Raw genomic sequence first — 25,549 nt, 5'->3', positions numbered from 1 at the left:
CACACGGATGATCTTCCTGGCACCTTGCACATTCGATACAGGCCCTGGCTTGATCTTTAACCCGTGCGGCGTGGTCCCGGTGGGCAAGGACCCTGGGGGCAGTGGCCAAGATCAGCATCGCAACCGCCCACTCCAGCGCCTGGTAAATCGCATTGACCGCAACTTCGGCCCTGACCACCCCGGCGCCCTCGTTGCCCGCGGAGGCCTCGTCTGGTGGCGGAGAGCAGCGCTTGCCGTGCCCCAGACCAGGACGTCGAGGCCGCCGGTGGCCCAGGCGGTGTGGGCGTAGTCAGCCGCGAGCTGGGTCTTGCCCATCCCGCCCATCCCGGTCAGCACCTGACGCAGGACCGCGGTGCCGCCGCCGTCGAGCGTCGCCCGCAGCCGGTCTGCCTCGGCGCGGTGCTGGAAGGACTGCTCGCCGCCTACCTGGGCCGGGTACTCCGTCGGCGACGACACCCTGTGGGCCGTCAACCGCAGGAAGAAGGGCGCCGCGAACACCCTGGCCGACCTGAAGTCGATCCGCGCGGCCCGCCCGGACGGCGCCCCGATCCACGTCATCCTGGACAACCTCTCCGCTCACAAGGGCGAGACCATCCGGCGCTGGGCGAAGAAGAACCGGGTCAGGTTGTGCTTCACCCCGACGTACGCGTCCTGGGCCAACCCGATCGAGGCCCACTTCGGACCCTTGCGGCAGTTCACCATCGCCGACTCCCACCACCGCAACCACGCCGCACAGCCCCGAGCCCTCCACGCCTACCTCCGGTGGCGCACCGCGAACGCCCGCCACCCCGACAAGCTGGCCGCCCAACGCCGCGAACGCGACCGTATCCGCAGCGAGAAGGGCTTCCGCTGGGCGGCCGACGTCTGGCAGCCGCTGCCTGAACTGCCCGTCCTCCCTGGCGGCCACGCACTACGGTGGGATACATGTCCGAGCTCTCCGTGCGGAATTTCTACGACGAGTTGGCCCACGACTACCACCTGATGTTCCGGGACTGGGATGCGAGCATGGCCTACCAGGCCGAGGTACTGGGCGGGCTCGTCCGCAAATCTCTCGGCGCGGGACCACACACCGTCCTGGACTGCTCGTGCGGGATCGGCACCCAGGCCATCGGGCTGGCCCTGGCCGGGCACCAGGTCGTCGGCAGCGACCTGAGCCCGGTCGCCGCCGCGCGCGCCGCCGCCGAAGCGGCGGCCCGGGGCCGCCGGCTACCGGCCGCTGCGGCTGACATGCGCCAACTGCCGTTCAGAGACACGTCATTCGACGTCGTCCTCTGCGCGGACAACTCGCTCCCGCACCTGCTCTCCGGGCCAGATCTCCGGGCGGCACTCCTCGGCATGAGACGGGTGCTCCGAGACGACGGACTGTTGATGATCACTGTCCGGGCCTACGACGAGACGCGCCAGACCAGACCCACGGCGACACCTCCCCAGGTCTCGGAGACACTCGACGGCCAAGTGATCACCTTCCAGCTGTGGCACTGGCATGAAGACGGCGAGCGTTACGACCTGGAGCACTTCCAGCTCATCCCCGCGGATGGCACCTGGCATGTCCGAGTCCGCCGGAGCACCTGCTGGGCGCTGACGTCCCCGCAGCTGACAGAGTTCGTGACTGGAGCCGGCTTCACCAATATCGCCTGGCACAGTCCGGCCTCCAGCGGGTACTACCAGCCCGTGCTCACCGCACAGCGCGCTCCCTCAACGCAGTAGTCGCCCACCTCGATCTGACGGCATTCACCTCTCTGACCTGGCGGCAAGGCGCACGAGGAGAGTGACGTTCCCGCATCGCCGCCGTGCGCATCCGCCCGGCAGGCAAAGCCGTCGAGCGCCCCATCAAAGCCGCAGCCTCAGCCGAACAAGGCTGGCGGGACGGCATCCTGCCCGACTGCTGGCTGCTGACTCCTCGCTGCTGGCTGCTGGTCGAATGGCCCGCCAACGCCGAGGCTCCCATCGATCACTGGCTGTCCAACCTGCCGGCCAACACCCCGATCACCGACCTGGTCCGCCTGGCCGAGATCCACCGCCGCATCGAGCACGACTACCGCGAACTCAAGCACGGCCTGGGCCTGGACCACTTCGAAGGCCGCTCCTGGCCCGGCTGGCACCACCACGTCACCCTCGTCACCGCCGCCCACGCCTTCCTCACCGAACAACGCCTGCCCCCAAAGGTCCCCGCGTCAGCCTCACCCTCTACCAGGTCCTCAACACCCTCCAGAACACACTGAGGTGCTTGGCGGTGGAGGTCTGACTGGGCTCTGGTCCACTTCGTGTGGTCGCGTACACAGGGTGAGTGACGACACTTGCGGCGTCGTGGAGGGTCATGTCAACCGGATCAAGATGCTCAAGCGCCAGATGTTCGGCCGCGCAGGATGCGAGCTCCTGCGCAAACGAGTCCTGTTGGCATAACCGAGAGTCACGCAACCACACGAAGTGGACCGGAGCCCCAACTCACGTGCACAGCCAGGCGCTGAACCGGCATCTGCACGACCTGCCAACAGCCCCTGCCCAACCGGAGCCCAAAGTCGAGACACACCTAACGGAGTCCTACTGATCCACGTCAACACGCTGCTGATGCGGTAGGTCCTGGCCGCCCCTGCGTGTGGCCGACACGCTCACCGACACCGACCGGCGGGCCCTCTCCCCTCTGTTCTGGACCCACGCGAACCCCTACGGGCGGTTCGAGCTGGATGTGAACAGCCGCTTGGATCTCGCCCCGGCCACGGTTGCCCGAACCGCCCAACCCGTCGGACGAGGTGGCCCCGTCGCCAGCATGAGAAGGCGGAGGCGGGCTGCTACCAGGCCGCCCCGCTGGCGTTCGTGTTCCTCACGTATCGAGCAGGGCCTGAGATGAGTATGGGGCCGGCATCCTGGGTAAGCCGTTTCGTCAGAACATATTTGACCGCTCGTTCAACATTAGCTAGGGTCCGACTGTGGCCAGAACCAAGGAATTCGACCCGGACACCGCACTGCAGTCAGCCCTGGAGTTGTTCTGGCGGCGCGGCTACGAGGCGACCTCGATGGCGGACCTCGTCGAACACCTCGGCATCGGGCGCGCCAGCATTTACGCCACCTTCGGCAACAAGCACGAGCTGTATCTGAAGGCGCTGGACCGGTACAACGAGAATCGCGATCCGAACCTTCTGCGCGAACTGTCCCAGCCGGGCCCCGCACTGCCGACCGTGCGGGCGGTGGTGCGGCGTTTCGCGGCCGAGGCGAGCTCCAACGACCACCGTGGCAAAGGGTGCTTCGTCACCAACACGGCCGCCGAGCTGGGTGCACACGACCCGGCGGCGGCCCGCCGGGTCGAGGCGAGCTGGGGCCACTTCGAGACCTTGCTGCACTCGACGCTGGTGCGGGCCCGCGCTCAGGGCGAACTGTCCGCGGATCGCGATCCGCGGACGCTCGCACGGATGCTGCTGGTGCTGATGCAAGGCCTGCGGGTGGTCGGCAAGGCGTCGAACGACCCGGGCCGGGTGCAGGACGCGGCCGAGCAGGCACTGAAGCTGCTGGACTGAGCAGTACCACTTCCTACAGCGGGTCTTCATGGGAAAATTATGGAATGTTCAGTCGAATATTTGGGGAGAGGGAACGACTGTCACGCAGAGCTGGAACACCACGACCGCCGGCACCTCGATCGCGCCTGCGCCCGGCGCTGCCTTCGCGATGCTCGGCACTGTACAGATGTCGCTGATCTTCACGCTCACCTCGCTCACTGTGCCGCTGCCCCGGATCGGCCGCGAGTTCTCCCTCCACCGGGATGACTTGATTCTCCTCAGCGCCGCCTACGGGCTGGCCTTCTCCGGCCTGCTGCTCTTCGGCGGCCGCGTCGCCGACCGATTCGGTGGGCGACGCGGCCTCACCGTCGGGCTGCTTGTGTTCACGGCGGCGTCCCTCGCGGCGCTGTTCGTCCCGGGTCCGGAGACTTTGCTCACCGCCCGCTTCGGGCAAGGGGTCGGCGCGGCGCTCACCGCCCCCGCCGCCATGGCCGTGCTGCGTGCGGTCTTCCCCCAACCCGCTGCGTATGGAAGGGCGATGGTCACCTGGGGCGGGCTTTCGGTCCTCGGCGCGACCGCAGGGAACCTGCTCTCCGGGGTTATCTCGGCGCTCGCGTCCTGGCGGCTGGCCTTCGCCGTCCCGGTCGTGGTGGGCGCCCTCGCCCTCGTCCTCGCACCGCGTTTGCTGCCTCCAACTCCGGCCGGCGGAGGCCGCTCCCTGGATCTGCCGGGTGCACTTCTTGCCACTGCCGGGATCACACTGATCAGCTGCGGCCTCGTCCTCACCGACGCCCACCCTTGGGGAGCGCCGGCCGTCCTGACACCCCTGCTCACCGGGGCTGCGCTCCTCATAGGCTTCGTGATTGCTGAGCGCCGCGCCCACGACCCTCTGCTCCCCCTCGGATTCCTCCGCTATCACCGCCGGGCCCTCGCGCTGGCCGCCATCGGTCTGACCGCCGCAGGGATTGCCACGACGTTCGTCCTGCTCTCACTTCATCTTCAGCAGGACCGCGGCTGGTCGGCGCTGCAGACTTCCGCCGCCTTCGTTCCTTTCGCGGTGGCGCTGATTGTCTCGGGCCGCATGACAGGCCCACTCATCGCCAGGTACGGGGCATCGGCCGTCACCACCTCCGGGCTCGCTCTGTGCGCGATGGGCCTCGCACTGCTCGCACTCACTGGCCTGGCACCGCACAGTCCGTACGCGTACGGACTTCTCCCAGGCTTGCTCACGCTGCCGGTCGGTGGAGCCGCCGGCTTCGCGGGGGCCACTGTCCTCGCGACAGAGGGGGTGGAGCCGCAGCAGACCGGACTCGCGGGCGGCGTCATGAACACGGCGATGGAGCTGGGCCCGACCGTCATCCTCGCTGCCCTTCTCACCCTCGGCTCCGACACCGCCTCACTGGCCGCGACGGCGGTTGCTTTCGCCGCTGCCGCCTTCCTCAGTACCCGCACCAAGTAGCCGAGTACCAACCAAGGAGTCATCACCATGACCGCACGCTTCACCGGTAAGACCGTCCTCGTCACCGGCGCAGGCTCGGGCATCGGCCGGGCCATCGCCCTCGCCTTCGCCGCCGAAGGGGCCTCGGTGGTCGCGGCCGGACGCACCGCCCCATCGCTCGACGAAACAGTCGCCCTGATCGAGAAGGCGGGTGGTACGGCGGCCGCGGCCACCGCAGACGTAACCCGCTCCGAAGACGTCAGAGCTCTGGTCCGCCGCACCGTCGAACACTTCGGAAGCCTCGATGTCGCGGTCAACAATGCGGGCGTCTTCCGGGGCGGCGCACCCGTAGCCGATCTGCCGGAGGAGGACTGGCGCGCCCTGCTCGACATCAACCTCACCGGTGTCCTGTTCAGTCTCCAGGCCGAAATCGCCTGCATGCGCGACCAGCCCACCGGCGGCGCGATCGTCAACATTGCCTCCAACCTCGGTGCACACCGCCGTAATCCGGGCTTGGCCGGCTACATCGCCAGCAAGGCGGCCGTCTCCGCGTTGACCCGGGCCGCCGCTCTGGACCACATCGCCGATGGGATCCGCATCAACGCGGTAAGCCCCGGCCCGTCCGCCACCGCCATGTCACTGCGCCCTGGCGAGACCGATGCTGACCGTGCCACTCGGATGAAGAGCGTGTCCCCGTTGGGGCGTGTTTCATCGACCGCCGAGATCGCAGCAGCGGTGCTGTATCTGGCCTCGCCCGATGCCGCCTCCGTGGTCGGCAGCGACCTGGTCATCGACGGCGGCGCCGCTGCCTGACCACGGTCCCGATCGCGCGCCGGCCCCAGGCCCAAGGGCGCTACGGGAACAGAGGTCCGCAGGTGGGAGTGGGCGGAGCGGAGCCTTTTGGCCTCGGAGGTGAAGCCGACCATCGCTTGCATCATCGCAAGCGTGACCAACTCGGCATCGGTGAGCTTCGAGGCGATCCCGCGGTAGGGGCCATCACGGTACGAGATGGGCCCGAGGACTTGGCCCAGGAGTCCTGGCTCGGACACCATGGAGCAAGCAGGGCGCCGTCCAAGTGCCACCCGATGGCCGGGTGATGGGCGCTCAGCCGGCGTATGCCTTGAGGGCTCGGGCATCGGAGAAGCGGGAGCGATCGTCGCCGATCTCGGCGAGGATGCGCGCCCTGATCTGCGGACCGATGCCGGGAAAGGACAGCATGAGTCCGCGCAGCGGATGGCGGTCTTCTCGTCGATGCCGAAAACGAGGGCGCGGTGGAGCGGGTCGGCGCCGCGAGTGAGCGATTACGAACTGACGGTCGACGCGGAGCCGTTCGAGGGTGGCGGTGAGGTTGCGGGTGGCGGGTGATCCAGAACTTGCCGGCCCGGCCGAGTTCGACGGCGGTCTTCTGGGTTAGTGCTCTGACCGGGAAGGTTCGCCGAGTCGGTGGCGGTTCGCGTCGATAGCCTGCACTGCGTGATCAACTCTTACGCGAGTTCCGACGACGCTGCAGTCGCGATAGCCGGGGCGCGGGCCGGCGCGGACGTGGTCCGCAACATGTACGGCCAGCGGCTCAACCGCATCGACAAGGGTGCTGGAGATTTTGCCACCGCCGCCGATCTGGAGGCTGAGAAGACGATCCTTGGCGTCATTCGTGCCGCACGACCCGATGACGCGGTGCTCGGCGAGGAAGGCGGACAGCAGGGCGCCGACGGCGCTGTGCGCCAGTGGTTGGTGGATCCCCTGTGCGGCACGCTGAACTACGCCGTCGGCAACATGCTGGTGGCCGTCAACGTGGCGCTGCTCGATGGGGCGGCGGCGGTGGCCGACCCGTTCAGCGGCGAGGTCTTCTTCACCGACGGGGAGACCGCCTGGGTGCGGCATGACGGGGCTGACGACGCACTGCTGACGCCCTCGCCCGCTACCCGATTGGTGGACGCCAACCTGGATCCGCCGTTCCCGAGTGCGCCCGGATTCCGGGCCGTGGATCTGCTGGCCCACCCTGAATTCGTCGAACGTTTCCGGCCTCGGGTCGTGTCCACGACCCTGGCGCTGGCCTGGGTCGCTGCCGGCAAGCGCGCGGCGTATGTCACCGATGGCGGCGACCTCTCCAGGAGCGTGCACTTCGCGGCCGGCATCGCTTTGTGCCGGGCTGCTGGCTGCGTTGTCACCGGGATCGACGGTGCCCCGATCGGTGAGGCAGGTCGTGGGCTTGTAGTCGCCGCCGACGACGAGACCCACGGGCTGCTGATGTCGATGATGCGCAGCCGAAGCTAGTGCTGTGACCGCATGGGTTTCGCCGGGCTGGGTCAGGCTGCGACTTTGACGGGCCTGCCGCCCCAGTGGATGCCCTTTCTCGCTGCGGATCCGCGCAGAGGTCCGTGGCCCAGGAGAGCAGGAGTTCGTCAGCCTCCGACGTACTCCTGGAGCCACGGCAGCGTCAGTGCCCGCGTGGCCTTGGTGCCGATGTCGGCGGAGACACTGTCGTAGGCGTGGTCCATGAAAGGGAGTTCGACGTAGCTGTGGGTGACGCCTGCCGTCGTCAGTTTGTCGGCGAAGCCCTCGGTGTGGTCGGCGAAGACGAGGTGGTCCCGGGAACCCTGGACGATCAGGGTCGGCGGGGCGTCCCTGCTGATCTGCTTCGCGGAGTCGACGGCTTCGTAGCGCTCCGGGTAGTGGGCGGGGTCGCCGCCGACGTACCAGTCGCCGGACTCCTTGCCGAACGCGCTGTCGCCCGCGGAGGCCGACAGGTCGACCGCGGGATAGGAGGCGATCGCGGCCTTGACCTGGGGCAGTTGGTCGGCGTTGCCGCAACTGGGCGTGAGAGTACCCGCGTTGGCCTTGTGGGCGACGTTGATGGCCAGGTTACCGCCCGCGGACCCGCCGAAGGTGGCTACCCGGTCCATGTCCCAGCCGAACTCAGCGGCGTGCGCGGTGGCCCAGGTCAGGGCGCAGCCGACATCGGCGTCGGCGGTGTTCCAGGTGTGCTCGGTGGCGGTGGCCAGCCGGTAGTCGACGTCGAGGACTGCGTATCCCTGGTCGGCCAGCCAGCTCGTGTAGACGGTGGGGCCGCGGCTGCCGCTGATGAAGCCGCCGCCGTGGATGCTGACGACCAGCGGGACCGCCGTAGCCGATCCGGCCTCCGGCAGGTACAGATCCGCCTTCATCTGTTCGCCGCCGAGGGTTGCGTAGGTGACGGTCCGGTCGGGGTCCCGGCCGACGGCGCTCGCGGGGGTGGCCGGCGAGAACAGGAACCACTGGCCGGTGGCGCCGTGTACCGAGATGACCTGCACGGTGGTGGTGGCGAGGGCCAGCAGCAGAGCTGTTCCGCTGATCGCGGAGAGGGCGAGGGGCAGTCGTCGTCGGCCGCGGCGGCGCAGTGCGAAGACGCCCGCGACCAGGGCCAGGGCCGCCAGCACGAGGGTCCAGGAACCGAGCGCGTCCCGGGCTATGGCGACGACGAGCAGTGGGATCTCGATCGGCAGGACGTTCAGGAACGGCGACCACCAGCTGACCGGCAGCAGCGCCAGGAGCTGACCGAGCAGGAGGAACAGGGCGAGGATCAGGACCGCCGCGAGGAGCGCGCCGCGGGCGATGCGACCGACGAGGGCGCCTCGCGACCTCGTGCGGCCCGTCCGGCCTCGTCCTGGTGCTGGGGGTGTGGCGGCGGTGGTGCCGGCGGGACCTTCGAGGTCGTTGCGCATGCTGGATCGTGTCACTCGTGGTGCTGACCGGAGCAGAACTGGCAGCGGTGGAGTGGGGTGATGATCAGCATGGGAGTCGACCGGTATAACGGCAACGCGTCGTGCGCGTGCACCCCCCGAACGGGGGGTCAGCGCAGGCGTTCCCGGCCGAGCGCGACGGCCACCAGAGCCGCACGGTTGGGCACGCCGAGCTTGCGCATGCTGGACGTGAGGCTCGACTTCACGGTCTCGGCGCCGATGCCGAGCTTCGCGGCGATCTCCCGGTTCGTCGCGCCGAGCGCGACCTCGGCGAGGATCTCCCGTTCGCGGACGGTCAGGCCCGTACGTGCCGCCCGTCGACCGCCCGGTGCCGCGGCCACGGGCGGATCGGCCGGTACGCCGTCCATGGCATCGTCGGTCAAGCGCCGGACGAGGGCGTCGAGTTGCCGCCGTTGGGGTCCGTCGGGAATCGAGGACGCGATGTGTACGAGTTCCGAGCAGATGCCGACGAGCCGACGACGCTCGGCCACGCTCGTCATCGACTCCCGGCCCGCACGCCCGCCCTCTGCGACCGTCCCTCCGGCCGCCACCCGCAGGTTTTCCAGGCGGCGGCTCAGGGCCAGGTCCTCGGCCAGGTCCCGCTCCAGGGCACGTACGACCGTCATGACATCGCCGATGACCCGGTCGCCGAAGACGCACTCCTGGCGCAGACCACCCCAGAGCACGCCCCGAGGGCCCCGGGGTACCCGGATCGGGACGGCGAAGGAAGCGCGGATCCGTTCCCGGCGTACGGCGTCGTCGTAGTCGTGGGTGATCCCGCTCGCGCTGCAGTAGTCCTGGACCTGGACCGGTCTCGCCAGGAGCATCGTCTTGCCGCCCAGCCCCGCGCCGACGGAGATGCGCAGGTCCCGCAGGCCCTCGGTGGTCACACCCACGAGCTGGTCGATGACGAAGTGGTCGGCGTCGGCGGGCATGAGAGCGCCCACGGCGAGATCGACGCCCGCCACGCGGCGCACGTCGTGGAGCAGCATGGTCAACGATGACGACTGCGCTGCCGTGACGGCGGGATCGGTCATGTGCCGCGCCTCCCGGCCAAAGTCGTACGCGTGCTGCGTGACTGGTTCGCCGACCGCCCGTCCGAGGGGGTCGACGAGCATGCCCGCCCGGTGGCGGACAGCTCGGTTGTTCGGGCCCCCTCCTGACGGACTGTCCGGTTCACGCCGTCGCGTAGTCGTGGGTGACGGTGACGACGATCTTGCCGACCACGGCCGTTGGCTGCCGCGTAGCGGTGGCCCTCGGCGATGTCCGCGGTCCGGGACGACCAAGCCGAGCGTCATGGTGTGGCTCAGTCGCAGTGCGCGGGCCGCGCTCTTGGGACGCTAGCCGAGTTCGCGCACCGCCGCGAGGACGCGTTCGCGGGTGGCCGGCGCCACGGGGCGTGGGCCCTGGTTGAGGACGTAACTGACGACCGAGGGCGAGACCTTCTTGCGTGGGTGACCGGCACGGCGGGCGCGGCGATGATGTCGTCCGGGACGTGCCGGTGCGAAGTGCGCTCCCCGACCGTCAGGAACCAGACCCTCGACGCGGAGCCGTTCCTCGTCGTCGGCCTGATTGCCGGCATCCGCAAGGTGCTCATCGTGACGGCCGAGGCGGGGAAGTCCTTCCGGTGGAACGTCGAGGGGATCGAACTGGTCATCCTGGCGGGGCTGATCCTCGTGCTGGCGACCGCGACGTAGGTGTGGCGGCGCTCGACGCGGCCGGGAGACTACTTCCCGCTCCAGGACGCGCGGCGCTCCCCGTCGCCGGCGCCGTCACCCACCCCGGGGCGCGGATCCTGATCCGTCACCTTCCGCCGCCGCGGCCGCCCGCACCCGCTGCTCCTCGCGAGCGGAGCCGACATCCCGTTCCAGGGGTGTGCGGCTCACGGCCGTCGCGAGGTCCTCCAAGGCTTGCTTCTGCAGTTCCGCCCCGCGCCGCACCACCGGGTTCCGGTCCCCGGCGGCGGAGCCCTCCCACGCGTGGAGCGCCTCCTCCACGCGCCTCCAGTCCGGATTCCTGTGCTCGCGCACGTCGACTGCCGCCTGCGCGGTATCTGCCTCGAGGGCCTCGGCGAACCGCTCTGCCTCGGGGACGAAACGGCTGTCTGCCGGCGGGACGTGGCTCTCCATGAGCATCGCCGCCCGGCCGAACCCCTTGAGCGCCTCCTGCGCCTCCTGCGCCTCGCGCGACGTCAGACCCCTGGGGCGGACCGGTTCCTGCCTTGCCCGGTCGTATGCCTCCTGCCAGGCGGCGCGTGCCTCCCTGCTCGCCAGCAGTGCCCTGCGCATGTCGGCGCGATGCTCCCGGGTCGGTTCGGCGTAGCTGCGGAGCACCGCGGCGGCGTAGCGGCCGTTGGCGGCGAGCCAGTCCGCAAGCCGGCCCGCCAGCCGGGGCGTCTCCCATGCGGGGAACACCACGTACGCCAGCATCGCCAGGGCCCCGCCGAGCAGGGTGAGCACCACCCGCTCCGGGACCGTCTGCTCCCACGCCTGGCCGCCCATACCGAGCAGGAAGACGACGTACGCGGCAGTGAAGCACTGGGAGTAGGCGTAGCCGGTACGGATCAGCATGTACGACAGGCACGCCGAGACCACCGCCAGCGCGCCGAACACATGGGCGTCCGGGCCCAGGGCCCGCACCATCCCGGTGGCGAGCGCGACCCCCGCCAGGGTCCCGGCGAGACGGGCCACCGCACGCGCGTACGTCCGGTGGAAGTCCGGCCGCATCACCATCACCGAGGCGATGGGCGCCCAGTAGCCATGGCCAAGGGGGAGCCGGGCGGCGATCAGATAGCCCAGCGTGGCCACCGCCGCCAGGCGGACGGCGTGCCGGAACACGGGCGAGTCTCGGCGGAGCTCACGGCGGACCGCCCGGACGACGACCGGGACCAGCCGGAGCATTGTCGGGCGCACCAGGAACTGGGCGCCCGCGGGGCCGGGTGGCGTGGGCGTCTTCCCGCGCGCGCCGCTCTCGGCGATCTCCAACGCCTCGCCGAGCAGTTCCACGAGCCGCTCGGCGGCCTGCCGCGCGGGCCCCTCCAGCACTTCGTGGTCCTCGTCGACGCGCAGGACGTCCGTGCTCCTGGGCGGCACCTCGGCGGGAGTGCCGCGGCGGATCGAACGGGCGGCCGCGTCCAGGACGTCGGCGGCCGCGTCGAGCAACTCCCGCGCGCGGTCCCGCCCTGGTCCCTCCGCCGGGGCGCCGACGTCCGGGTCGGCGAGCGCGGCGACGACCGGCCGAATGCGCTCGGCGAGTCCCCGGGGGCCGTGGAGGACGGGGGGACGGGTGCGGGCCTGTGATGGCGTCACGGCGGCCGCGTCCCGGGCCGTCATCAACGGCTCCGGGTCGAACGGGGCGGTCGGGTCGTGCCGCAGCCGGCGGGCGTAGTCCGCCACGGCGGCCAGGGCGTCGGCGAGCGCGTCACGATGCGCCCCCCAACGGCGGATCGGGAACAGCAAGATCAGCACGGCCTGCGCCACGCCTCCGAGCGCGATGACCCCGGCGTGCTCCAGGGCTCGCCCGACGCTCGTGGGCAGGGTGATGGTCACCAGCATGCTGCCGACCATCGTCGCTGCGACGATCCCAGCGGTCGATCCGACGGCCCACGCCATCCCTGCGACAAAGGCCCATACGGCCAGCAGCGGGAGGAACGTCACCAGTCGCCCCGCCGCCAGATAGCCCACGAAGGTGCTGAGCGCCAGACCCGCGCCCGCGCCGAGCGCGATCACCTTGCGTGGACGCCAGGTGCGCTGGAAAGTGGCCCCACCCGCGGAGTAGGCACCGAGGGCGGCGGACGCGGCATACGCAGGAGAGACCAGCCACAGCGCCGGCCCGACGACGATCGCCACCCCAGCCGCCGTGCGCAGCGCCAGCAGGGGCTCCAGCCGCGCCTCCTCGATCGTGAGCCCGGATCGCACGACCTCCCCGAAGGCCCGCAGCCACGTCACGGATGTGAGCCTAGCCGGAACGCCCTGCCGGGTCGCGTCGGCCGTGCGACCCCGAGCCGACCTACACCCACAAACTGGCACCCTCGCGTACAGGGCTATCGATGACCGCACCCCCAGCGCCGCCTGTTCACCCCCAGCAGCCGCGGCTCGACGTGTCGTCCTCGTGGTCGATCCGGGATGGCCGACGGAGGTCGCGAAGCGGCTGAAGAAGGGTGACGGACCTGCCCTACCGGGACAACACCCCCGTCATCGCCATGATCAGCTCGCCGAAGCACATCGCGCTGCTGTCGCTGCCCATGCTCAGCCTGATGCGCGCCGCCCACCGGCTGAGGGGAGCGGCCCTCGGCGTAATCGGAGCGCTGATCCCGGAGTCCGGCAACGCACTGCCACCCGGGAGGATCCAGTACGCCGGCGAGGCACCGCACTACGTCCTGCCCGGAGTCCGCGGTCGGTTGCGGCTGCTAGGCAGGCTGGTCCGCGTCAACCGGCCCTGGCTGCTGTTCATCGGCCTCTCTCGAGCGCCTCCCTGGCGTCTTCGCTACTGCGGCGTTCGGCCTCATGAGCAGCGACATCCGGAGGGTCACCCTTTACGTGGGGCCGATCCGCGACGCGGTGTTCACCCTGCTGTCGATCCGCAGGCCCGTCCGACTACCCGGGCAGTCGGACGCCTGGGCCTGGCAGGGCAATACAGGGAGGCTAATTGGGCCCGACATGCGCATGCGTTCCCGCGCCCCGTCGGCCAGGCTGAAGGGGAAGCCCAGGGGCCGGGAGCCACCCCGGCGCCAGCAGCCGGAGGTTGCCGTCATGACCGTGATGTCCATCGCCAGGTTCGAAAGGTTCTTCCGCGCGGCCGCGGGGCTGGACGTCGACAAGAACGATCTCAAACGCTACAGCGACTTCGTCGACGCCAAGCTCTACGATCTGCTGACCGTCGCCCAGGCCACTGCCAAGGCCAACGGGCGCGACATCATCCGGACTTGTGACCTACCGATCACGAAAGGCCTGCAGGAGAGCATTCACCACTTCCAGAAGATCGACCAGGAAGTAGAACTCAAGCCGATCCTGGAACAGCTCGCCGCCCACCCCGCTCTGGACCGCACGCCCGACGAGGAGACCGAGGCGGCCTATCCGGACATCATCGGCGGACTCAGCCTGGCTCTTGCCCAGAGCTTCAAGATCCTCCACCCCGACCTGAAGAACCCCCAGACTCAGCACTGGGACGAGGCCCGAGCCGTCTTCGACCTCCTGCTGTGAGTGGCGACGGACCAGGCGGTCCAGGCCACGGCCGAACAGCGTCAGCGCGTTCTGCTTCCTCGGCTGCCGCAACTGCCGGCCGCCGCAGGGCCTCGTCCACGTCCAGGGTGCTGCCAAGAGCGGCCGTGACCTCCGCCAGCAGCGCCAGGCGGTCCAGAGCCCGCGTTGCAGCGCCGCGTCCACGTCGAACTCGTCCTGCGGTGGAGCGCGAGCAACGCCCGACGCGCGCTGGGCAAACAGCCCTTGGGGCGGCCGACGCACCTGGTCGGCGAGCTGGCCGAGACCGCGGCGGGCACCCGCCGGCTGCTGGAGCAGACCGCGGTGCGGCTTGCGGGGATCCGCACGATCCCCGACCGGCTGATGTCCTCAGCCGATCCCGAAGCCCGGCCCATCCGCAAGGGCAAGCCCCAGCACCCCAGGCGGATCGCCAAGCGTTACGCACGGGCATTCGACCGCGAGGACCAGGCGGACATGGGCCGGCGAGCACCGCTGGGTCTGCTCCCCCTTCGGCTGCTGCGCGCCTGGCGTCTGCGGCGCCGAAAGGAAGCCGGTGGGGAGCCACGTGCCGCGTCTCCGCCGCCGTGAGGGGTTGTGACATAGGACGTCGTTCATAAGCCGCTCCGGGTGTCGAGGCCCGCCGGCCCGGCCGCGGTGCCGGATGGGTGCCCGGAACCGCGGCGCTCGCGTCTCAGCCGCTGCTCTCGGTGCTTTCACTCGTCTCGCTGATCTCGACGTGCCGGGGCTTTGCGACCTCGGCCTTGGGGACGGTGATGGTGAGCACCCCGTCCGACATCTGCGCACTGATCTTTTTCGATCAGTCCGCTCATCTCGCTGAGCAGTTGGTCGAACTCCGTCAGTGGATTGCGTGCCCAGCCCAGGGGCCTGTCCTGCATTGCGCCACCGCGGTGGCGCCGGACGGCATGGGCATTCCCATCGCCTCCTTCTCGTGATCTCGTCGCCCCCTGGGTGTCATGCGAGCCAAGCGGACTCCTTCGGACGGGTGTGCGGTGAGCTGTCGGTGCCGCCGTGCGCGGCCGTGTGGCCCAGGTAGCGGTGCACGAAGTGGATGCTCATCGCGCCTTCGCCGACCGCGGAGGCCACACGCTTCACCGAGCCGCTGCGGACGTCACCGGCGGCGAAGACGCCGGGCAGGCTGGTCTCCAACGTCAGGCAGTCGCGGCCCTGGCTCTGCCACAGTTCGGGAACGGAGCACGCCTGCGCCTCCGCGCCGGTGAGCACGTAGCCGCGCGCGTCGAGGGCGAGCGCGCCGGACAGCCACTCGGTGTGAGGGTCTGCGCCGGTGAAGACGAACAGGGCCCGCACCGCGAGGTGGCGATGCTCGCCCGTACGGTGGTCGACCACGGTGACCGCCTCCAGCGCCTTGTCGCCGAGCGCCTCGGTCATCTCGGTGTGCAGCAGCACGCGCACCCGCGGGTGGCGCTCGATCTGATCGATCAGGTAGCGGGACATGTGCGCCTCGAGGCTCGGCCCACGGACGAGCAGATACACCTGCGGTGCGTACCCGGCCAGGAAGAGCACGGCCTGGCCCGCGGAGTTGCCGCCGCCGACCACCGCCACCGGGTCGGTACGGCACTGCTGGGCCTCGTAGACGGTCGCCGAGTAGTGGACGCTCGCGCCCTCCAGTGGTTCGATGCCGGGCACATGGAGGCGGCGGTAGCGGGCGCCGGTGGCCAGGACGACGGTACGAGCGGTGATCTCGCTGCCGTCGGCGAACCTGACGGCGTAGTGGCCGTCCCGCGGTTCGAGCCCGGCCGCCTCCGCCGGGACGCTGATGCGGGCTCCGAACTTGCCCGCCTGGAGCACCCCGCGCTCGGTGAGTTCGGCGCCGGAGATGCCTGAGGGGAAGCCGAAGCAGTTGTCGATGCGGGAGGACGTCCCGGCCTGGCCGCCGGTGGCCATCGCCTCGACCACGGTCGTGCCGAGGCCTTCCGAGGCGGCGTTCACCGCGGCGGCGAGACCGGCCGGACCGGAGCCGACGATCAGGAGATCGCCGCGGCCGTTGCCCGACGGCAGGGGCGGCAGGCCGATGAACCGGGCCAGTTCGGCGTTGCTCGGATTGCGCAGCAAGGTCGTGTCCCGCCAGATCACCAGCGGCGTCTGCTCCGGACTGACCGCGAAGCGGCGCAGCAGCGCCTCGGCCTCCTCATCCGTTTCCAGATCGATCCAGCGGTGCGGCAGCCGGTTGCGGGCGGCGAACTCGCGCAGCCGTCGGGTGTCGGGCGAATAGCGCGAGCCGATGATGCGGAAACCGGCGCCCTGCCCGACGAGCAGGGCGCGGCGGCCCAGGCAGGCGCGCAGCACCACATCACCAAGGATGGAGTCCCGGGTCACCAGGTCACGCAGCTGATCCATGGACAGCGTGAGGATCTCGCCGGGGTCCCTGACCACGGCGGTGTAGAAGGCCACCTGTCCGTTCAGGAGGCCGAGTTCGCCGATGAAGCGGCCAGGGCCGTGCACACGCAGCAGGCGTTCGCCGGGTGTGCCGTAGCCCTCGACGATGGCGACCGAGCCACTGAGGACGACGTAGAAGGTCTCGCACCGCTCCCCCTCCCGGATCAGTACGTCACCGGCGTCCACCGTGCGCCTCCGGCCATGCTGCGCCAGGCGTGCCATCTGGTCGTCCGGCAGGCGGGGGTAGGCGCCGTAGATGTCTGGCGTCTCGAAGGGGACGCTCTCCTCCGCTTCGTCTGGCACAGGCGCTGCGCCCGGCCGCGTCTCGTCGCTGGGCATCACACGAACGTCTCGTGGACGAAGCACCACCGCCAGTCCTCGCCGGGCTCCAGCGACGCCACGATCGGATGGCCGTCGGCGGCGGCGTGACGGCGGGCGTGCCGGTTCGGCGAGGAATCGCAGCAGCCGACGTGGCCGCAGGTCAGGCAGAGCCTGAGGTGGACCCAGGGGGAACGCGTGGCCAGGCATTCCTCGCACCCCGGGGCGCGCGGGGTGACGGGGCGTACGAGGGCGAGGTGGGGGTCGGTTGGTACGGTCATGGCCGATCATCCTTTCCCGGCCGGTTCGCGGCCCGCGATCGACTGCTCCACCCACCGCCGCAGGGCAGGGGCGGGTGCGGCCCCCGCCTGCCGGGCGATGGTCTGTCCGTTGTCGAGGACGAGCAGTGTCGGTACCGCCTGGACCTCGAACCGCCGCGCCAGGCGCGGGTGCTTGTCGATGTCGACCTTGACCAGCTTGATCGTTCCCGCGAGATCGGCGGCGACCTTCTCCAGCGCGGGGCTCACCGTGCGGCAGGGGCCGCACCAGGTGGCCCACAGGTCGACCACGACGGGGACGTCGGCCCGCTCGGCGACCTCGGTGAAGTCGTCATCGCCCGCGTCCACCATCCACGGTAGGGGCTGCTTGCAGTGGCCGCACTTGGGGCGGCCCTCCGCGGCCACGGGCACCCGGTTGGTGCGCCCGCAGTTCGGACAACTGACGGTTGTCGCCTGCATCGTGGTCATGCCGCCCGCGCTCCCTTCACGTCCCCGGGCTGGTCGCAGGTGACCACCAGCTCTGCGTGCTCGGCGTCGACGCGCACCGTCGCGCCGTCCTGGACGTCGCCGCGCAGCAGGGCGCGTCCGACCAGTGTCTCGACCTCGTGGGAGATGTAACGCCGCAGCGGCCGGGCCCCGTACACCGGGTCGTAGCCTTGGTGGGCGGTCACTTCCCGGGCAGCGTCGGTGAGTTCGACGGTGATGCGGCGTTCGGCGCGCCGCTGCCGCAGTTCGTCGAACTGCAGCTCCAAGATCCGCTCGATCCGCCGCTCACCGAGCGGGTTGAACAGCACGATGTCGTCGACGCGGTTGAGGAACTCCGGGCGGAAGTGCCCGCGCAGCTCGCCCATCACCAGGGAACGGGCGTCCGGTTTGATCTCACCCTCGGCGGTGGCGCCGTCGAGGAGGTGCTCGGAGCCGATGTCGGACGTCATGATGATCACGGTGTTGCGGAAGTCGACGGTGCGGCCCTGAGCATCGGTGATGCGGCCGTCGTCGAGGATATGCAGCAGGGTGTTGAAGACATGGGTGTGCGCCTTCTCGATCTCGTCGAACAGCACAACCGAGTACGGCTTGCGGCGTACGGCCTCGGTGAGCCGGCCGCCTTCCTCGTAGCCGCCGTATCCGGGCGGTACGCCGCGCAGTTCCTTCGGCTCGGTGCCCGCCTGTTGCAGCAACCGCGGGATCAGACCGTCCACCTGATCAAGAAGTGCGGGCAGCAGGTGTTCTCCGTCGACCTCGGTCTGCCCCATGCGGACGGCCGCGGTCTGTGCCTCCTGGAGGGCTTCCTGGAACTTCTGGGTAAGTCGGTTCATGTCCATGAGGGTGTTTCACTCCTCGTGCCGCGGCCGCGGAGGGCGGCTTCGAGCAGGCTGATGCGGTCGAGCAGGTCGAGCACCAGGCCGATGGACGCGTAGTTGAAGCAGAGTCCGGAGCGCAGCTGCTGGATGCGGGCGAGGACCGCCGGGGCCGTCGGGTCGAACACCAGGTGCCCCTCGGCGTCGCGCTCGGTATCGACCAGGCCGAGGGCGACGAACCGGCGGATCAGATCGGGGCGGAGGCCCGAGCGACGGGCCACGTCGTCCAGGGAGAGCCTGGAGGCGGGCACGAGCGCATACCGGACAGCCGCCGAGGCGGTGACGTCGACACCCGTCCGTATCGGACGGGTGCCCACGCCGTCCCGGTCGATGCCCGCCGCTCCCGCGGGTCGGTCGTTCATCGCGTCCTCCTGGGGTCGTACGAGGAGGTGGCGGCGAGCTCCTCGAACAGTTCGCGCTCCCGGTCGCCGAGGGCGGGCGGCGCCACCATGCGGAGTTCGGCGTACAGGTCGCCGTTCGCGCCGCGCGGGTTCGGCATGCCCTCGCCGAGCAGCCAGCCGCAGCCGCCGGCCGCTGGAAGAGCCCGCGGGCACCGTGACCTTGGCCGTGCCGCCGTCGGGGGCGGGCACCGGCCCGGTCGCACCCAGGGCCGCCTCCCAGGGGGCGACCGGGGCCTGGACGTGCACGTCACGGCCGTCCAGCCGGAACCGGGGGTGGGGCTGGATACGCACTCGCAGGGCCAGGTCGCCCGCAGGGGCGGTCCCCCTGCCCCGGCCGCCCTCGCCGCCAGCCGGATGCGCTGCCCGTCGGTGACGCCCGGCGGCGCGTCGACCTCGCACCGCCGCGGGTGCCCGGTGGGACCGGTGAGGGGAGCAGCCGTACGGCCTAGTCGGCAACGGCTTCGCCCACGACGACGTCGTACCGGCTGGGCTGCACCCAGCGGACGGAGGCGAAGTTCCGGCGGCCGCCCTGCAGGGCGTACAGCAACAGGCCGAACGGGGCGCCCACGACCGCTCCGAAAATCAGGCCGTAGAAGGCCATGCGCAGGGCGGAGACGAAGGGGGTCCACCCAGTCGACCAGGCCGAAGAGCCAGCCGATCAGCGCACCGGGAAGGGCGCCGCTCGCCGCTCCGTGCAGGGCGGCCCTGCCGTAGTCCGTACGGCCGATGACATGCTCGACGAGGCGGACGTCCTGGCCGATGATGGCCATCCTCTGCACAGGAAACCCCTGGTCCGAGATGTGATCGACGGCGCGTTCGGATTCCTGGTACGTCTCATACGTGGCAGCGGGCCTACGAGGCTGCTCGGTCATCGCCCAGTCCCTTCCTGCCGGTACGCTCGGCGGCCCCCGGCAGCCCCAGACTGGCGAAGCGAGCAGCTCTACGCCTGCTCCCGGCGGGTCAAAGAACAACTGAGCCCGTCGCCCCGCGAGCACGAGCCGAAGACTCCGAACATCTCGGGTAAGTTGGACGGAGGGGTGTACAGGAGGGTCGCTGTCACCTCTCGGCAGGCTCGGGGGAAGGGAATAATCCCATGGCCGGCCGGCCCCGGAACGTGTTCCGCCGACTCGGGGAGAACGGAGTGATCCCATGGCCGGCAGCCGGGCACACGACCTCTACCGCCGCCGCTCCGACCGGCAGGGCAGCCTTCCGCAGGGCAGCGCCAGGCAGCACCCCACGGCCGCGCGGAGAGGGCCCCGCTCCCCCGTTCCCACCCCAGCCGACCATGCCCTCCATGAACTGATGGTGCTCTCCCGCGCCCTGTTCGACACCCCGGACGAAGGCGAGATCCTGCGCCTGGCCATGGACCACATAGCCGCCGCAGGGCCATACAGCGCCGAGGCCGGATACCTCAAGGTGGACGGCGACCTGGTCCCCAGCCCGAGGAACGGGCAGATCCATGCCTTGGCCGTGGGCCGGAGGGTGCGGGAGCTGGCCGGGCAAGACGGCCCTGTGGCCGTACCCGGCCGGTCCTGGGGCCAGGCCCTGGGGCTGCGCGGTGCTGAGGGACTCCACGGCTACCTCGTGGTGACGTCCCGCTCCCGGCCCACCGAGGCCGAGCGATCCCTGCTCGTCACGCTCGTCCGGCACACGGCTGCTGCTCTGTCAGTCGCCTTCGCACACCGCCGCCAACGCGAGGACGCGCTGGAGCTGTACCGGCTGAGGGAGGAACGGACAGCTCTCCAGAGGCAGCTGATCTACGTCGCGGCTGAGCTGGGATTCCAGCAGGCCGTTCACGCGCTCATGGCCGACGTCGCTGCCTCGGGCGGCGGCGAGGGAGCCATCACCCACGCACTGCACGGGCTCACTGGACTCCCCACGCTGGTCGAAGACCGCTTCGGTCGGCTGAGGTCCTGGACCGGCCCCAGCCGCCCCGACCCCTATCCGGAACCGGACCCCGTGCGCCAGGACGAAATGCTGCACGCCGTCGCCCGGGAGGCCGGGCCGGTGCGGATAAAGGACCGGCTGATCACCCTGGTCCGCCCGCACGGCGAGATCCTGGGCGTGCTGGCCCTGGTCGATGCCCGGGGCGAGGCCGACGAGCACACCGTGCTCGCGCTGGAACACGCCGCCACGTCGCTCGCCCTGGAGCTGGCGCACCTGCGTAGTCTGGCCGAAGTGGAGCTGAGGCTGCACCGCGAGCTGGTCGACGACCTCCTGACAGGGACGGACGAGGCGAGCGCCTACGCCCGGTCCGAGGCAGTCGGACATGACCTGCACCGCAGCCACTACATCGTCGTGGTGCAGTGGTCGAACCGGACTCCGGGCGATTCCTTCGCGCAGATGGTGGGCCGGGCGGCCTCTGCCGTGGGCATGCACTCGCTGCTGACCCAACGTTCCGACCACGTAGTCCTGGTCGCCGACGCCAGGCCGCACGCCCGCGCGCTGTACGAGGCGCTCGCCCGGGAGACCGGGACACGGTCCGGGACGATCGGAGTGAGCGCCCCTTGCGACTCCCTGGCCGACATCCCCCACCGCTACCAGGAGGCGCAGCGCGCCCTGGAAGTGCGGCGCCACTCCCGCGAGCGCTACGGCACGACGTTCTTCGACGAGCTTGGCCTCTACCGCATCCTGGGACCCGGCAACGATTACCGGGAACTAGAGACGTTCGTCCACGAGTGGCTCGGGCAGCTCATCAACTACGACTCCCAGCACCACACGGCCATGGTGGAGACCCTGTCCCGGTACTTCGACTGCGGCGGCAACTACGACGAGACCGCCGAATCCCTCGCGATCCACCGCAGCACGCTGCGCTATCGGCTTCAGCGCATCCGCGACATCAGCGGCAACGACCTCGCGAACGTCGAGGACCGGCTCAACCTCCAGGTAGCGACCCGAGTGTGGAAGATCGTACTGGGTGGACCCGGCTGACGCCCTGCCGGAACTAGGCGCACACCTCAGCTACCCGAAGGCGAGGGCTGCTCACTGGTCACTCGAACGATCTTGAACATCGCCATGCTCACCAAGATCGGCGAGGCGCTGTCGCCGATGGGGTGGTCGTCGATCGTGCCCGAGTGGACGGCGAGGTGCTTGGCCTTCAGATCGTACAGAGGCTCGGTGATCCCACGCTGAGCATCTCGCACTGCTGCACGGGACCTTGCTTCCACGTCGCCAGAGATCTCAGAGTGCGGAACGTGAGTTCTTGTCCGTTTCGTGGTTGAGGTTGGGGAAGGATCCCTGGTCGCGGGTGGGGGATGGTCCTCAGGCGTTGGGGCGGGCGAACAAGCCGGGTTCGGGTTCGATGAGGATGCCACGGCTGACCAGGCGTTTCAGTTTGGAGCGGATGCCTTCGGTGTTCTTCGGGAGGATCGGCAGGTCGAGGGCCTGGCAGAGGTCGCGGGCGCGTATCGGTCGGCCCGCGTCGGCCAGGGCGGTGAGGATCTGCTGGTAGGCGGGGTGGTCCGGGATGTCGGGACGGTCCGGCGCGGTGGCGGGTGAGGGCAGCGGGAGAGTGAGGAGGGTCTTGCGGGTGATGCGCAGGTTCTCGCTCTCCGTGTCGAGTTCGCCGAGCTGCCGGGTGAGTTCTTCGATGCGGGCCCGGAACTGCTCGGCTTGGTCGGCCAGTTCGCGCTCGCGGGTTTGGATCTGTTCCAGGACCGCTTTGACCTGTGGGTTCTCGCTCATGCGGTCCTCCAAGAGGCGATGGTGCGGCCGGTGAGGCGGCGGCTCATGACGGAGGTCATCGCCCACAGGACGCGGGAGCGGGAGGAGGCGGGGCGGTGTTCGTAGTCGCGTACGAGACGGCGGTAGAACATCAGGATCCCGTTCGTCTGCTCCACGATCCACCGCTTGGCCTGCGGAACGAAGCCCTTGTCGTCCGGGTTGCGCTCGACGATCTCGACGTCGATGCCCACGTTCTTGCCGTGCTCGACGACCTTCTTCTTGAAGCCCTGGTCGACCAGGGCTTTCTTCACGCTGCCGCTCTGCCCGGCGACCTGGTCCAGCAGGGCGATGCCGGCGGTGTTCTCGTGCGCGGAGGCCGCGAGCACGACGACCGCGACGACGAGCCCCAACACGTCCACGGCCAGGCATCTCTTCCTGCCCGGCACCCTTTTCGCGGCATCCCGGCCCGTCGTCGTGGCCGGGACTCCGACGGCCACGTGGATGCTCTGCGTGTCCAGGAGCACCAGGCTCGGGGGCAGGAACTCCCACTGACAACCCGTGCGGTTCTGGTAGAGGATCGCGTTCACGATCTCCGCATCGCGTACTTCCCCTGATGCCCGCTGACTGACGGATGCCGGGCCTTCCATGCCGTGATCACGGGTTCGACGAGCTCCCACTGCTCATCGGTGAGATCGCTCGGGTACGGCTTGTTCATGCTCATGCCATAACCCAAGCGAACCCCCGAACCCCTGACCGGAAGCGATGCCCCAACGCCACACCATCGAGCGATGACAAGACCGGCGGAACGCCACATCCCGCACTCTCAAGTGCATCTACATGGCGCTGATGAGCCTGGACCCGACGGGGAAGGGCCGCAAGCGGTGGACCATGCGCTGGAAAGCACCCCACAACGCGTTCCAGGTCGCCTTCGAGGGCCGCCTGACCCCGAGCAACAACTGACCACTCAACAACCAAGATCCGCCGTTAAATTGACACACCCGAGCCCGCAGACCGCGGCCACACTCGGAGGCGAGGTGCGCGGGTGTCGGGCGTGCGCCCGCGCCGACCGGCCGAATCCATCGACGGCGTCGTGCCTCAGCCCTGCCGACTGCAGTCGTAAAGGCGGAAGCTGCCCTTGGTGCGCCATCCGTAGGCCCCGGAGCGGATGCGCGTGCAGTGGGACTTCACCCAGGTTGTGGCCGGGGTGGTGGGCCGCAGCGGGGTGAGCAGTACGTACCGGAGTTGGTGAGTGGTGACCAGGCTGCCGAGTTGATCGGCGGTGGGGAAGGGGGTCTTGCCGGTGAATCCGCCCATGACGAGCATGGGCTGGGACTGGGCGCGCAGCAGGCGCTCCGCGGGGTAGGCGGCCTGGGTGGCGAGCAGGTACTTCTCGCCGTGGTGGTGTGCGGTGAGGTAGTCGAGCAGGGAGGTGTCGCGGTCGCTGGGCTGGTCGAGCCCGACCCGGCGGAGTGCGGATCGGTCGTGGAGGGCGTTGTGGTAGACCTTGCCGACCGGGCCGGCTGTGGGCGAGGTGGAGGCGCCCGCGTAGAGCGGGTCGAGAGAGGAGGCGGCCCAGCCTGCGGGCAGGAGCAGAGTGGCCGTGATCCCGGCGGCCAGGGAGCCCTGGACCATCCCTCGGGAGGTGTGTGACCCGCTGGTCCACAGGCCGAGTGTGCCGCACATCGCAAGGCCCACGGCGAGCAACAGCAGCCAGGAGGCGAACAGGGTCGGCACGTCGAGTACCAGCGCCCAGACCACCGTCAGCAGGATGGCCGACGGCAGCCACACGCGCCGCCGACCGCCTGCCTCGTACTCGGACCGGAAGAGGGCGAGCCCGCCCCCGGTAAGCGCGGCGATCGCCGGTGCGAGCACGGCCGTGTAGTACGGGTGGTTGCCGTTGGAGACGCTGAACACCACGGCGTGCACGGCCAGCCAGCCGCCCCACAGGAGGAATCCGGCACGCAGAAGGTCCGTTCGCGGTTCGCGGGCGCGCCAGACCAGGGCCACCACGGCGGCGAGCGCGGCGAGCGGCAGGAACCAGGCGATCTGTGGGCCGACGGTGTGGTTGACCAGCATTCCCCAGCCGGTGTTTCCGGAGGTCCGGCTGGCGGCGGTCCCCGAAATGGCACCGAACGCGGTGTCATCGTCGCTGAAGCGACTCAGGCCGTTGTAGCCGAAGACCAGGCTGAAGGGATTGTTGTTGGAGGTGCCGTCGACGTACGGGCGGTCCGCGGCGGGCGTCGCCCAGGCGAGCAGCGCCCACGAGCAGGAGACGGCCAGGGCGACCGCACCGCTCAGCAGCAGGCGCAGGGCACGTCGCAACGGTAGGCCGCTCGCGGCGACTTGGTAGACGACGGCGAAGACCGGCAGCACCAGCCATGCCTGCAGCATCTTCGTCTGGAAGGCCAGCCCGCCCCAGACGCCACAGGTCATCAGCGGCAGCAGCCGCCCGGTCCGTACAGCCTTCTGCAGGGCTCCGGCGGCTGCCACCAGCAGCAGAGTGAGTGCGGTGTCCGGGATGGTGGCCCTGTTGAGGACCACCGTGATTGGGGTGAAGGTGAGCGTCAGGGCGGCGATCAGCGCGGCGAACGGCCCGGCCCAGGTCCGTACGATCCGGTGGAGCAGCCACACGGTGAGCACGCCCTCGACGACCTGCGGCAGCGCGGCCGCCCACGTGCTGGGACCGAAGATCCAGACGCTGATGGCCTCGGGCCAGAAGGCGCCGGGCAGCTTGTCGAGGGTGATCGAACCGCTGGGGTCCAGACCGCCGAAGAAGAAGGCCCGCCAACTGGCGGCCATCGACCGTATCGCCGAACCGTAGTAGGGGTGAATCGCGGCGTGCCCGATGCCCCAGCCGTACAGCAGCGCAGCGACGACCAGCACCGCGGCCAGCGCCGGGCGTTCCCAGCTCGCCGGAGCTTCCGGCCGGCTGCCGCGCCGGTGCGATGTCCGGTGGCCGCTGTGGGAGCCGGTGGTCTGGTCGGTGGGGATGGTGGCCATGGCGGAGGTCCTTGGATCAGTGGTCAGGCGGGGCGACGGGTTACAGGCGGCGGGTCGGCCGGAAGCCGCAGGCGTTGCTGATGCGTGCCGTCCAGCGATACGCCGTCCGACAGACTGTCGGTGGTCGTGCCGCTGGCGGCAGACCGGTTGGGGTGGAAGCTGTGGCGGAGTGGCCGTCGAGGCCCGTGCACACGCCGCGGTGGTCGACGGCGCCGGCCCGCCGACGCGAGCGACGCCGGCGGCGCCGGGAGCCGGTCACGGCTTCTCGCC

General features: G+C 70.0%; 22 protein-coding genes and 9 pseudogenes. 12 read left to right on the top strand and 19 right to left on the bottom strand.

Annotation, left to right across the window (positions count from 1 at the left end; translation table 11 throughout):
• Positions 1 to 436: 436 nt before the first annotated feature.
• The 4 genes and pseudogenes from ACFVXA_RS29860 to ACFVXA_RS29845 form a co-directional block, all read left to right on the top strand.
• Positions 437 to 882 (top strand): annotated as a pseudogene (locus tag ACFVXA_RS29860) (transposase); the annotation flags it as partial.
• A gap of 42 nt (positions 883 to 924) precedes the next feature.
• Positions 925 to 1,707, top strand: coding sequence for a class I SAM-dependent methyltransferase (locus tag ACFVXA_RS29855; protein ID WP_390027654.1), 783 nt, complete (start codon positions 925 to 927; stop codon positions 1,705 to 1,707).
• A 20-nt stretch (positions 1,708 to 1,727) separates the two neighbouring features.
• A pseudogene (locus ACFVXA_RS29850) lies at positions 1,728 to 2,222 on the top strand (IS701 family transposase); the annotation flags it as partial.
• Between the two features lie 705 nt (positions 2,223 to 2,927).
• On the top strand, positions 2,928 to 3,512 hold the full coding sequence (locus ACFVXA_RS29845) for a TetR/AcrR family transcriptional regulator (protein WP_390027651.1): 585 nt from the start codon (positions 2,928 to 2,930) through the stop codon (positions 3,510 to 3,512).
• Positions 3,513 to 3,560: 48 nt separating this feature from the next.
• Here ACFVXA_RS29845 and ACFVXA_RS29840 read toward each other — a convergent pair whose 3' ends face one another.
• Positions 3,561 to 3,701 carry a hypothetical protein gene (locus ACFVXA_RS29840; RefSeq protein ID WP_384400206.1) on the bottom strand — a complete coding sequence of 47 codons (141 nt, stop codon included), beginning with the start codon at positions 3,699 to 3,701 and terminating at the stop codon, positions 3,561 to 3,563.
• Between ACFVXA_RS29840 and ACFVXA_RS29835 the strand changes: the two genes are divergently transcribed.
• Both ACFVXA_RS29835 and ACFVXA_RS29830 read left to right on the top strand, forming a co-directional pair.
• A complete protein-coding gene (locus ACFVXA_RS29835) occupies positions 3,661 to 4,950 on the top strand; it encodes an MFS transporter (protein WP_390027649.1) in 1,290 nt (429 codons plus the stop codon). The two genes, ACFVXA_RS29840 and ACFVXA_RS29835, sit on opposite strands and share 41 nt — an antisense overlap.
• A gap of 27 nt (positions 4,951 to 4,977) precedes the next feature.
• Positions 4,978 to 5,742 (top strand): SDR family NAD(P)-dependent oxidoreductase, encoded by a 765-nt coding sequence (locus ACFVXA_RS29830; RefSeq protein ID WP_390027646.1) that lies wholly within the window; start codon positions 4,978 to 4,980, stop codon positions 5,740 to 5,742.
• Positions 5,743 to 6,036: 294 nt separating this feature from the next.
• On the opposite strand, the pseudogene ACFVXA_RS29825 reads toward ACFVXA_RS29830, so the two are convergent.
• A pseudogene (locus ACFVXA_RS29825) lies at positions 6,037 to 6,150 on the bottom strand (transposase); the annotation flags it as partial.
• A gap of 252 nt (positions 6,151 to 6,402) precedes the next feature.
• On the opposite strand from ACFVXA_RS29825, the gene ACFVXA_RS29820 reads away from it, so the two are divergent.
• Positions 6,403 to 7,203 carry an inositol monophosphatase family protein gene (locus ACFVXA_RS29820; RefSeq protein WP_383908857.1) on the top strand — a complete coding sequence of 267 codons (801 nt, stop codon included), beginning with the start codon at positions 6,403 to 6,405 and terminating at the stop codon, positions 7,201 to 7,203.
• 128 nt (positions 7,204 to 7,331) lie between these two features.
• On the opposite strand, the gene ACFVXA_RS29815 is transcribed toward ACFVXA_RS29820, so the two are convergent.
• From ACFVXA_RS29815 to ACFVXA_RS29805, 3 genes and pseudogenes are all read right to left on the bottom strand, one after another.
• A complete protein-coding gene (locus ACFVXA_RS29815; RefSeq protein WP_390027643.1) occupies positions 7,332 to 8,630 on the bottom strand; it encodes an alpha/beta hydrolase in 1,299 nt (432 codons plus the stop codon).
• A 128-nt stretch (positions 8,631 to 8,758) separates the two neighbouring features.
• Positions 8,759 to 9,685 carry a LuxR C-terminal-related transcriptional regulator gene (locus ACFVXA_RS29810; protein ID WP_390027640.1) on the bottom strand — a complete coding sequence of 309 codons (927 nt, stop codon included), beginning with the start codon at positions 9,683 to 9,685 and terminating at the stop codon, positions 8,759 to 8,761.
• A gap of 234 nt (positions 9,686 to 9,919) precedes the next feature.
• Positions 9,920 to 10,120 (bottom strand): annotated as a pseudogene (locus tag ACFVXA_RS29805) (LacI family DNA-binding transcriptional regulator); the annotation flags it as partial.
• On the opposite strand from ACFVXA_RS29805, the gene ACFVXA_RS29800 reads away from it, so the two are divergent.
• The gene (locus tag ACFVXA_RS29800) at positions 10,103 to 10,345 is read left to right on the top strand and encodes a phosphate-starvation-inducible PsiE family protein (protein WP_390027638.1); all 243 of its coding nucleotides are present in this window, start codon (positions 10,103 to 10,105) and stop codon (positions 10,343 to 10,345) included. The pseudogene ACFVXA_RS29805 and the gene ACFVXA_RS29800 overlap by 18 nt on opposite strands.
• Positions 10,346 to 10,420: 75 nt before the next feature.
• Here the strand turns inward: ACFVXA_RS29800 and ACFVXA_RS29795 are convergent, their stop codons facing one another.
• Positions 10,421 to 12,595, bottom strand: coding sequence for an FUSC family protein (locus ACFVXA_RS29795; RefSeq protein ID WP_390027635.1), 2,175 nt, complete (start codon positions 12,593 to 12,595; stop codon positions 10,421 to 10,423).
• Between the two features lie 558 nt (positions 12,596 to 13,153).
• Between ACFVXA_RS29795 and ACFVXA_RS29790 the strand changes: the two genes are divergently transcribed.
• Together ACFVXA_RS29790 and ACFVXA_RS29785 are read left to right on the top strand one after the other, a co-directional pair.
• Complete coding sequence (locus ACFVXA_RS29790; RefSeq protein ID WP_390027632.1) at positions 13,154 to 13,849, top strand: DUF1931 family protein; 696 nt, start codon at positions 13,154 to 13,156, stop codon at positions 13,847 to 13,849.
• A gap of 209 nt (positions 13,850 to 14,058) precedes the next feature.
• Positions 14,059 to 14,266: pseudogene (locus ACFVXA_RS29785) on the top strand (ISNCY family transposase); the annotation flags it as partial.
• A 271-nt stretch (positions 14,267 to 14,537) separates the two neighbouring features.
• Here ACFVXA_RS29785 and ACFVXA_RS29780 read toward each other — a convergent pair.
• From ACFVXA_RS29780 to ACFVXA_RS29740, 9 genes and pseudogenes are all read right to left on the bottom strand, one after another.
• A complete protein-coding gene (locus ACFVXA_RS29780) occupies positions 14,538 to 14,642 on the bottom strand; it encodes a hypothetical protein (RefSeq protein ID WP_383743930.1) in 105 nt (34 codons plus the stop codon).
• A 176-nt stretch (positions 14,643 to 14,818) separates the two neighbouring features.
• A complete protein-coding gene (locus ACFVXA_RS29775; protein ID WP_389935112.1) occupies positions 14,819 to 16,600 on the bottom strand; it encodes an FAD-dependent oxidoreductase in 1,782 nt (593 codons plus the stop codon).
• Positions 16,600 to 16,860: a UBP-type zinc finger domain-containing protein gene (locus ACFVXA_RS29770; RefSeq protein WP_362030951.1), complete on the bottom strand. Its 261-nt coding sequence runs from the start codon at positions 16,858 to 16,860 to the stop codon at positions 16,600 to 16,602. Before ACFVXA_RS29770 ends, ACFVXA_RS29775 begins: the two co-directional genes overlap by 1 nt.
• A 6-nt stretch (positions 16,861 to 16,866) precedes the next feature.
• A complete protein-coding gene (gene trxA / locus ACFVXA_RS29765) occupies positions 16,867 to 17,325 on the bottom strand; it encodes a thioredoxin (RefSeq protein ID WP_390027629.1) in 459 nt (152 codons plus the stop codon).
• The gene (locus ACFVXA_RS29760; protein WP_390027627.1) at positions 17,322 to 18,173 is read right to left on the bottom strand and encodes an AAA family ATPase; all 852 of its coding nucleotides are present in this window, start codon (positions 18,171 to 18,173) and stop codon (positions 17,322 to 17,324) included. Before ACFVXA_RS29760 ends, trxA begins: the two co-directional genes overlap by 4 nt.
• The gene (locus ACFVXA_RS29755; protein ID WP_390027624.1) at positions 18,170 to 18,577 is read right to left on the bottom strand and encodes a chaperone modulator CbpM; all 408 of its coding nucleotides are present in this window, start codon (positions 18,575 to 18,577) and stop codon (positions 18,170 to 18,172) included. Before ACFVXA_RS29755 ends, ACFVXA_RS29760 begins: the two co-directional genes overlap by 4 nt.
• A pseudogene (locus ACFVXA_RS29750) lies at positions 18,574 to 19,044 on the bottom strand (DnaJ C-terminal domain-containing protein); the annotation flags it as partial. The gene ACFVXA_RS29755 and the pseudogene ACFVXA_RS29750, both read right to left, overlap by 4 nt.
• Before the next feature lie 17 nt (positions 19,045 to 19,061).
• The gene (locus tag ACFVXA_RS29745) at positions 19,062 to 19,217 is read right to left on the bottom strand and encodes a hypothetical protein (RefSeq protein WP_383744048.1); all 156 of its coding nucleotides are present in this window, start codon (positions 19,215 to 19,217) and stop codon (positions 19,062 to 19,064) included.
• A 106-nt stretch (positions 19,218 to 19,323) separates the two neighbouring features.
• Positions 19,324 to 19,488, bottom strand: a pseudogene (locus ACFVXA_RS29740) (general stress protein); the annotation flags it as partial.
• A gap of 277 nt (positions 19,489 to 19,765) precedes the next feature.
• Between ACFVXA_RS29740 and ACFVXA_RS29735 the strand changes: the two are divergent.
• Positions 19,766 to 21,547 (top strand): PucR family transcriptional regulator, encoded by a 1,782-nt coding sequence (locus tag ACFVXA_RS29735; RefSeq protein ID WP_383743945.1) that lies wholly within the window; start codon positions 19,766 to 19,768, stop codon positions 21,545 to 21,547.
• Between the two features lie 26 nt (positions 21,548 to 21,573).
• Here ACFVXA_RS29735 and ACFVXA_RS29730 read toward each other — a convergent pair whose 3' ends face one another.
• From ACFVXA_RS29730 to ACFVXA_RS29720, 3 genes and pseudogenes are all read right to left on the bottom strand, one after another.
• Entirely contained in the window at positions 21,574 to 21,759 is a 186-nt protein-coding gene (locus tag ACFVXA_RS29730; RefSeq protein ID WP_389468531.1) for a hypothetical protein, read from the bottom strand.
• 118 nt (positions 21,760 to 21,877) lie between these two features.
• Complete coding sequence (locus tag ACFVXA_RS29725; RefSeq protein WP_383908828.1) at positions 21,878 to 22,300, bottom strand: hypothetical protein; 423 nt, start codon at positions 22,298 to 22,300, stop codon at positions 21,878 to 21,880.
• A pseudogene (locus ACFVXA_RS29720) lies at positions 22,297 to 23,000 on the bottom strand (transposase). The gene ACFVXA_RS29725 and the pseudogene ACFVXA_RS29720 overlap by 4 nt, the downstream one beginning before the upstream one ends.
• Positions 23,001 to 23,101: 101 nt before the next feature.
• Between ACFVXA_RS29720 and ACFVXA_RS29715 the strand changes: the two are divergent.
• Positions 23,102 to 23,239, top strand: a pseudogene (locus tag ACFVXA_RS29715) (IS256 family transposase); the annotation flags it as partial.
• Between the two features lie 135 nt (positions 23,240 to 23,374).
• Here ACFVXA_RS29715 and ACFVXA_RS29710 read toward each other — a convergent pair.
• On the bottom strand, positions 23,375 to 25,279 hold the full coding sequence (locus tag ACFVXA_RS29710; protein ID WP_383908823.1) for an ArnT family glycosyltransferase: 1,905 nt from the start codon (positions 25,277 to 25,279) through the stop codon (positions 23,375 to 23,377).
• Positions 25,280 to 25,549 lie beyond the last annotated feature (270 nt).

It is taken from the genome of Streptomyces sp. NPDC058246 (genome assembly GCF_042881985.1).
Classification (GTDB): domain Bacteria; phylum Actinomycetota; class Actinomycetes; order Streptomycetales; family Streptomycetaceae; genus Streptomyces.
Note: the sequence above shows the minus strand (reverse complement) of the source record. Positions and strands in the feature narration are given on the sequence as shown.

Coding starts and splice junctions, on each gene's coding strand:
- ACFVXA_RS29760 (WP_390027627.1), bottom strand. CDS start 18,173: ATGAACCGACTTACCCAGAAGTTCCAGGAAGCCCTCCAGGAGGCACAG.
- trxA (WP_390027629.1), bottom strand. CDS start 17,325: ATGACCACGATGCAGGCGACAACCGTCAGTTGTCCGAACTGCGGGCGC.
- ACFVXA_RS29735 (WP_383743945.1), top strand. CDS start 19,766: ATGGCCGGCAGCCGGGCACACGACCTCTACCGCCGCCGCTCCGACCGG.
- ACFVXA_RS29710 (WP_383908823.1), bottom strand. CDS start 25,279: ATGGCCACCATCCCCACCGACCAGACCACCGGCTCCCACAGCGGCCAC.
- ACFVXA_RS29855 (WP_390027654.1), top strand. CDS start 925: ATGTCCGAGCTCTCCGTGCGGAATTTCTACGACGAGTTGGCCCACGAC.
- ACFVXA_RS29725 (WP_383908828.1), bottom strand. CDS start 22,300: ATGAGCGAGAACCCACAGGTCAAAGCGGTCCTGGAACAGATCCAAACC.
- ACFVXA_RS29815 (WP_390027643.1), bottom strand. CDS start 8,630: ATGCGCAACGACCTCGAAGGTCCCGCCGGCACCACCGCCGCCACACCC.
- ACFVXA_RS29775 (WP_389935112.1), bottom strand. CDS start 16,600: ATGCCCAGCGACGAGACGCGGCCGGGCGCAGCGCCTGTGCCAGACGAA.
- ACFVXA_RS29755 (WP_390027624.1), bottom strand. CDS start 18,577: ATGAACGACCGACCCGCGGGAGCGGCGGGCATCGACCGGGACGGCGTG.
- ACFVXA_RS29780 (WP_383743930.1), bottom strand. CDS start 14,642: ATGTCGGACGGGGTGCTCACCATCACCGTCCCCAAGGCCGAGGTCGCA.
- ACFVXA_RS29790 (WP_390027632.1), top strand. CDS start 13,154: ATGAGCAGCGACATCCGGAGGGTCACCCTTTACGTGGGGCCGATCCGC.
- ACFVXA_RS29810 (WP_390027640.1), bottom strand. CDS start 9,685: ATGACCGATCCCGCCGTCACGGCAGCGCAGTCGTCATCGTTGACCATG.
- ACFVXA_RS29830 (WP_390027646.1), top strand. CDS start 4,978: ATGACCGCACGCTTCACCGGTAAGACCGTCCTCGTCACCGGCGCAGGC.
- ACFVXA_RS29745 (WP_383744048.1), bottom strand. CDS start 19,217: ATGGCCTTCTACGGCCTGATTTTCGGAGCGGTCGTGGGCGCCCCGTTC.
- ACFVXA_RS29835 (WP_390027649.1), top strand. CDS start 3,661: ATGCTCGGCACTGTACAGATGTCGCTGATCTTCACGCTCACCTCGCTC.
- ACFVXA_RS29770 (WP_362030951.1), bottom strand. CDS start 16,860: ATGACCGTACCAACCGACCCCCACCTCGCCCTCGTACGCCCCGTCACC.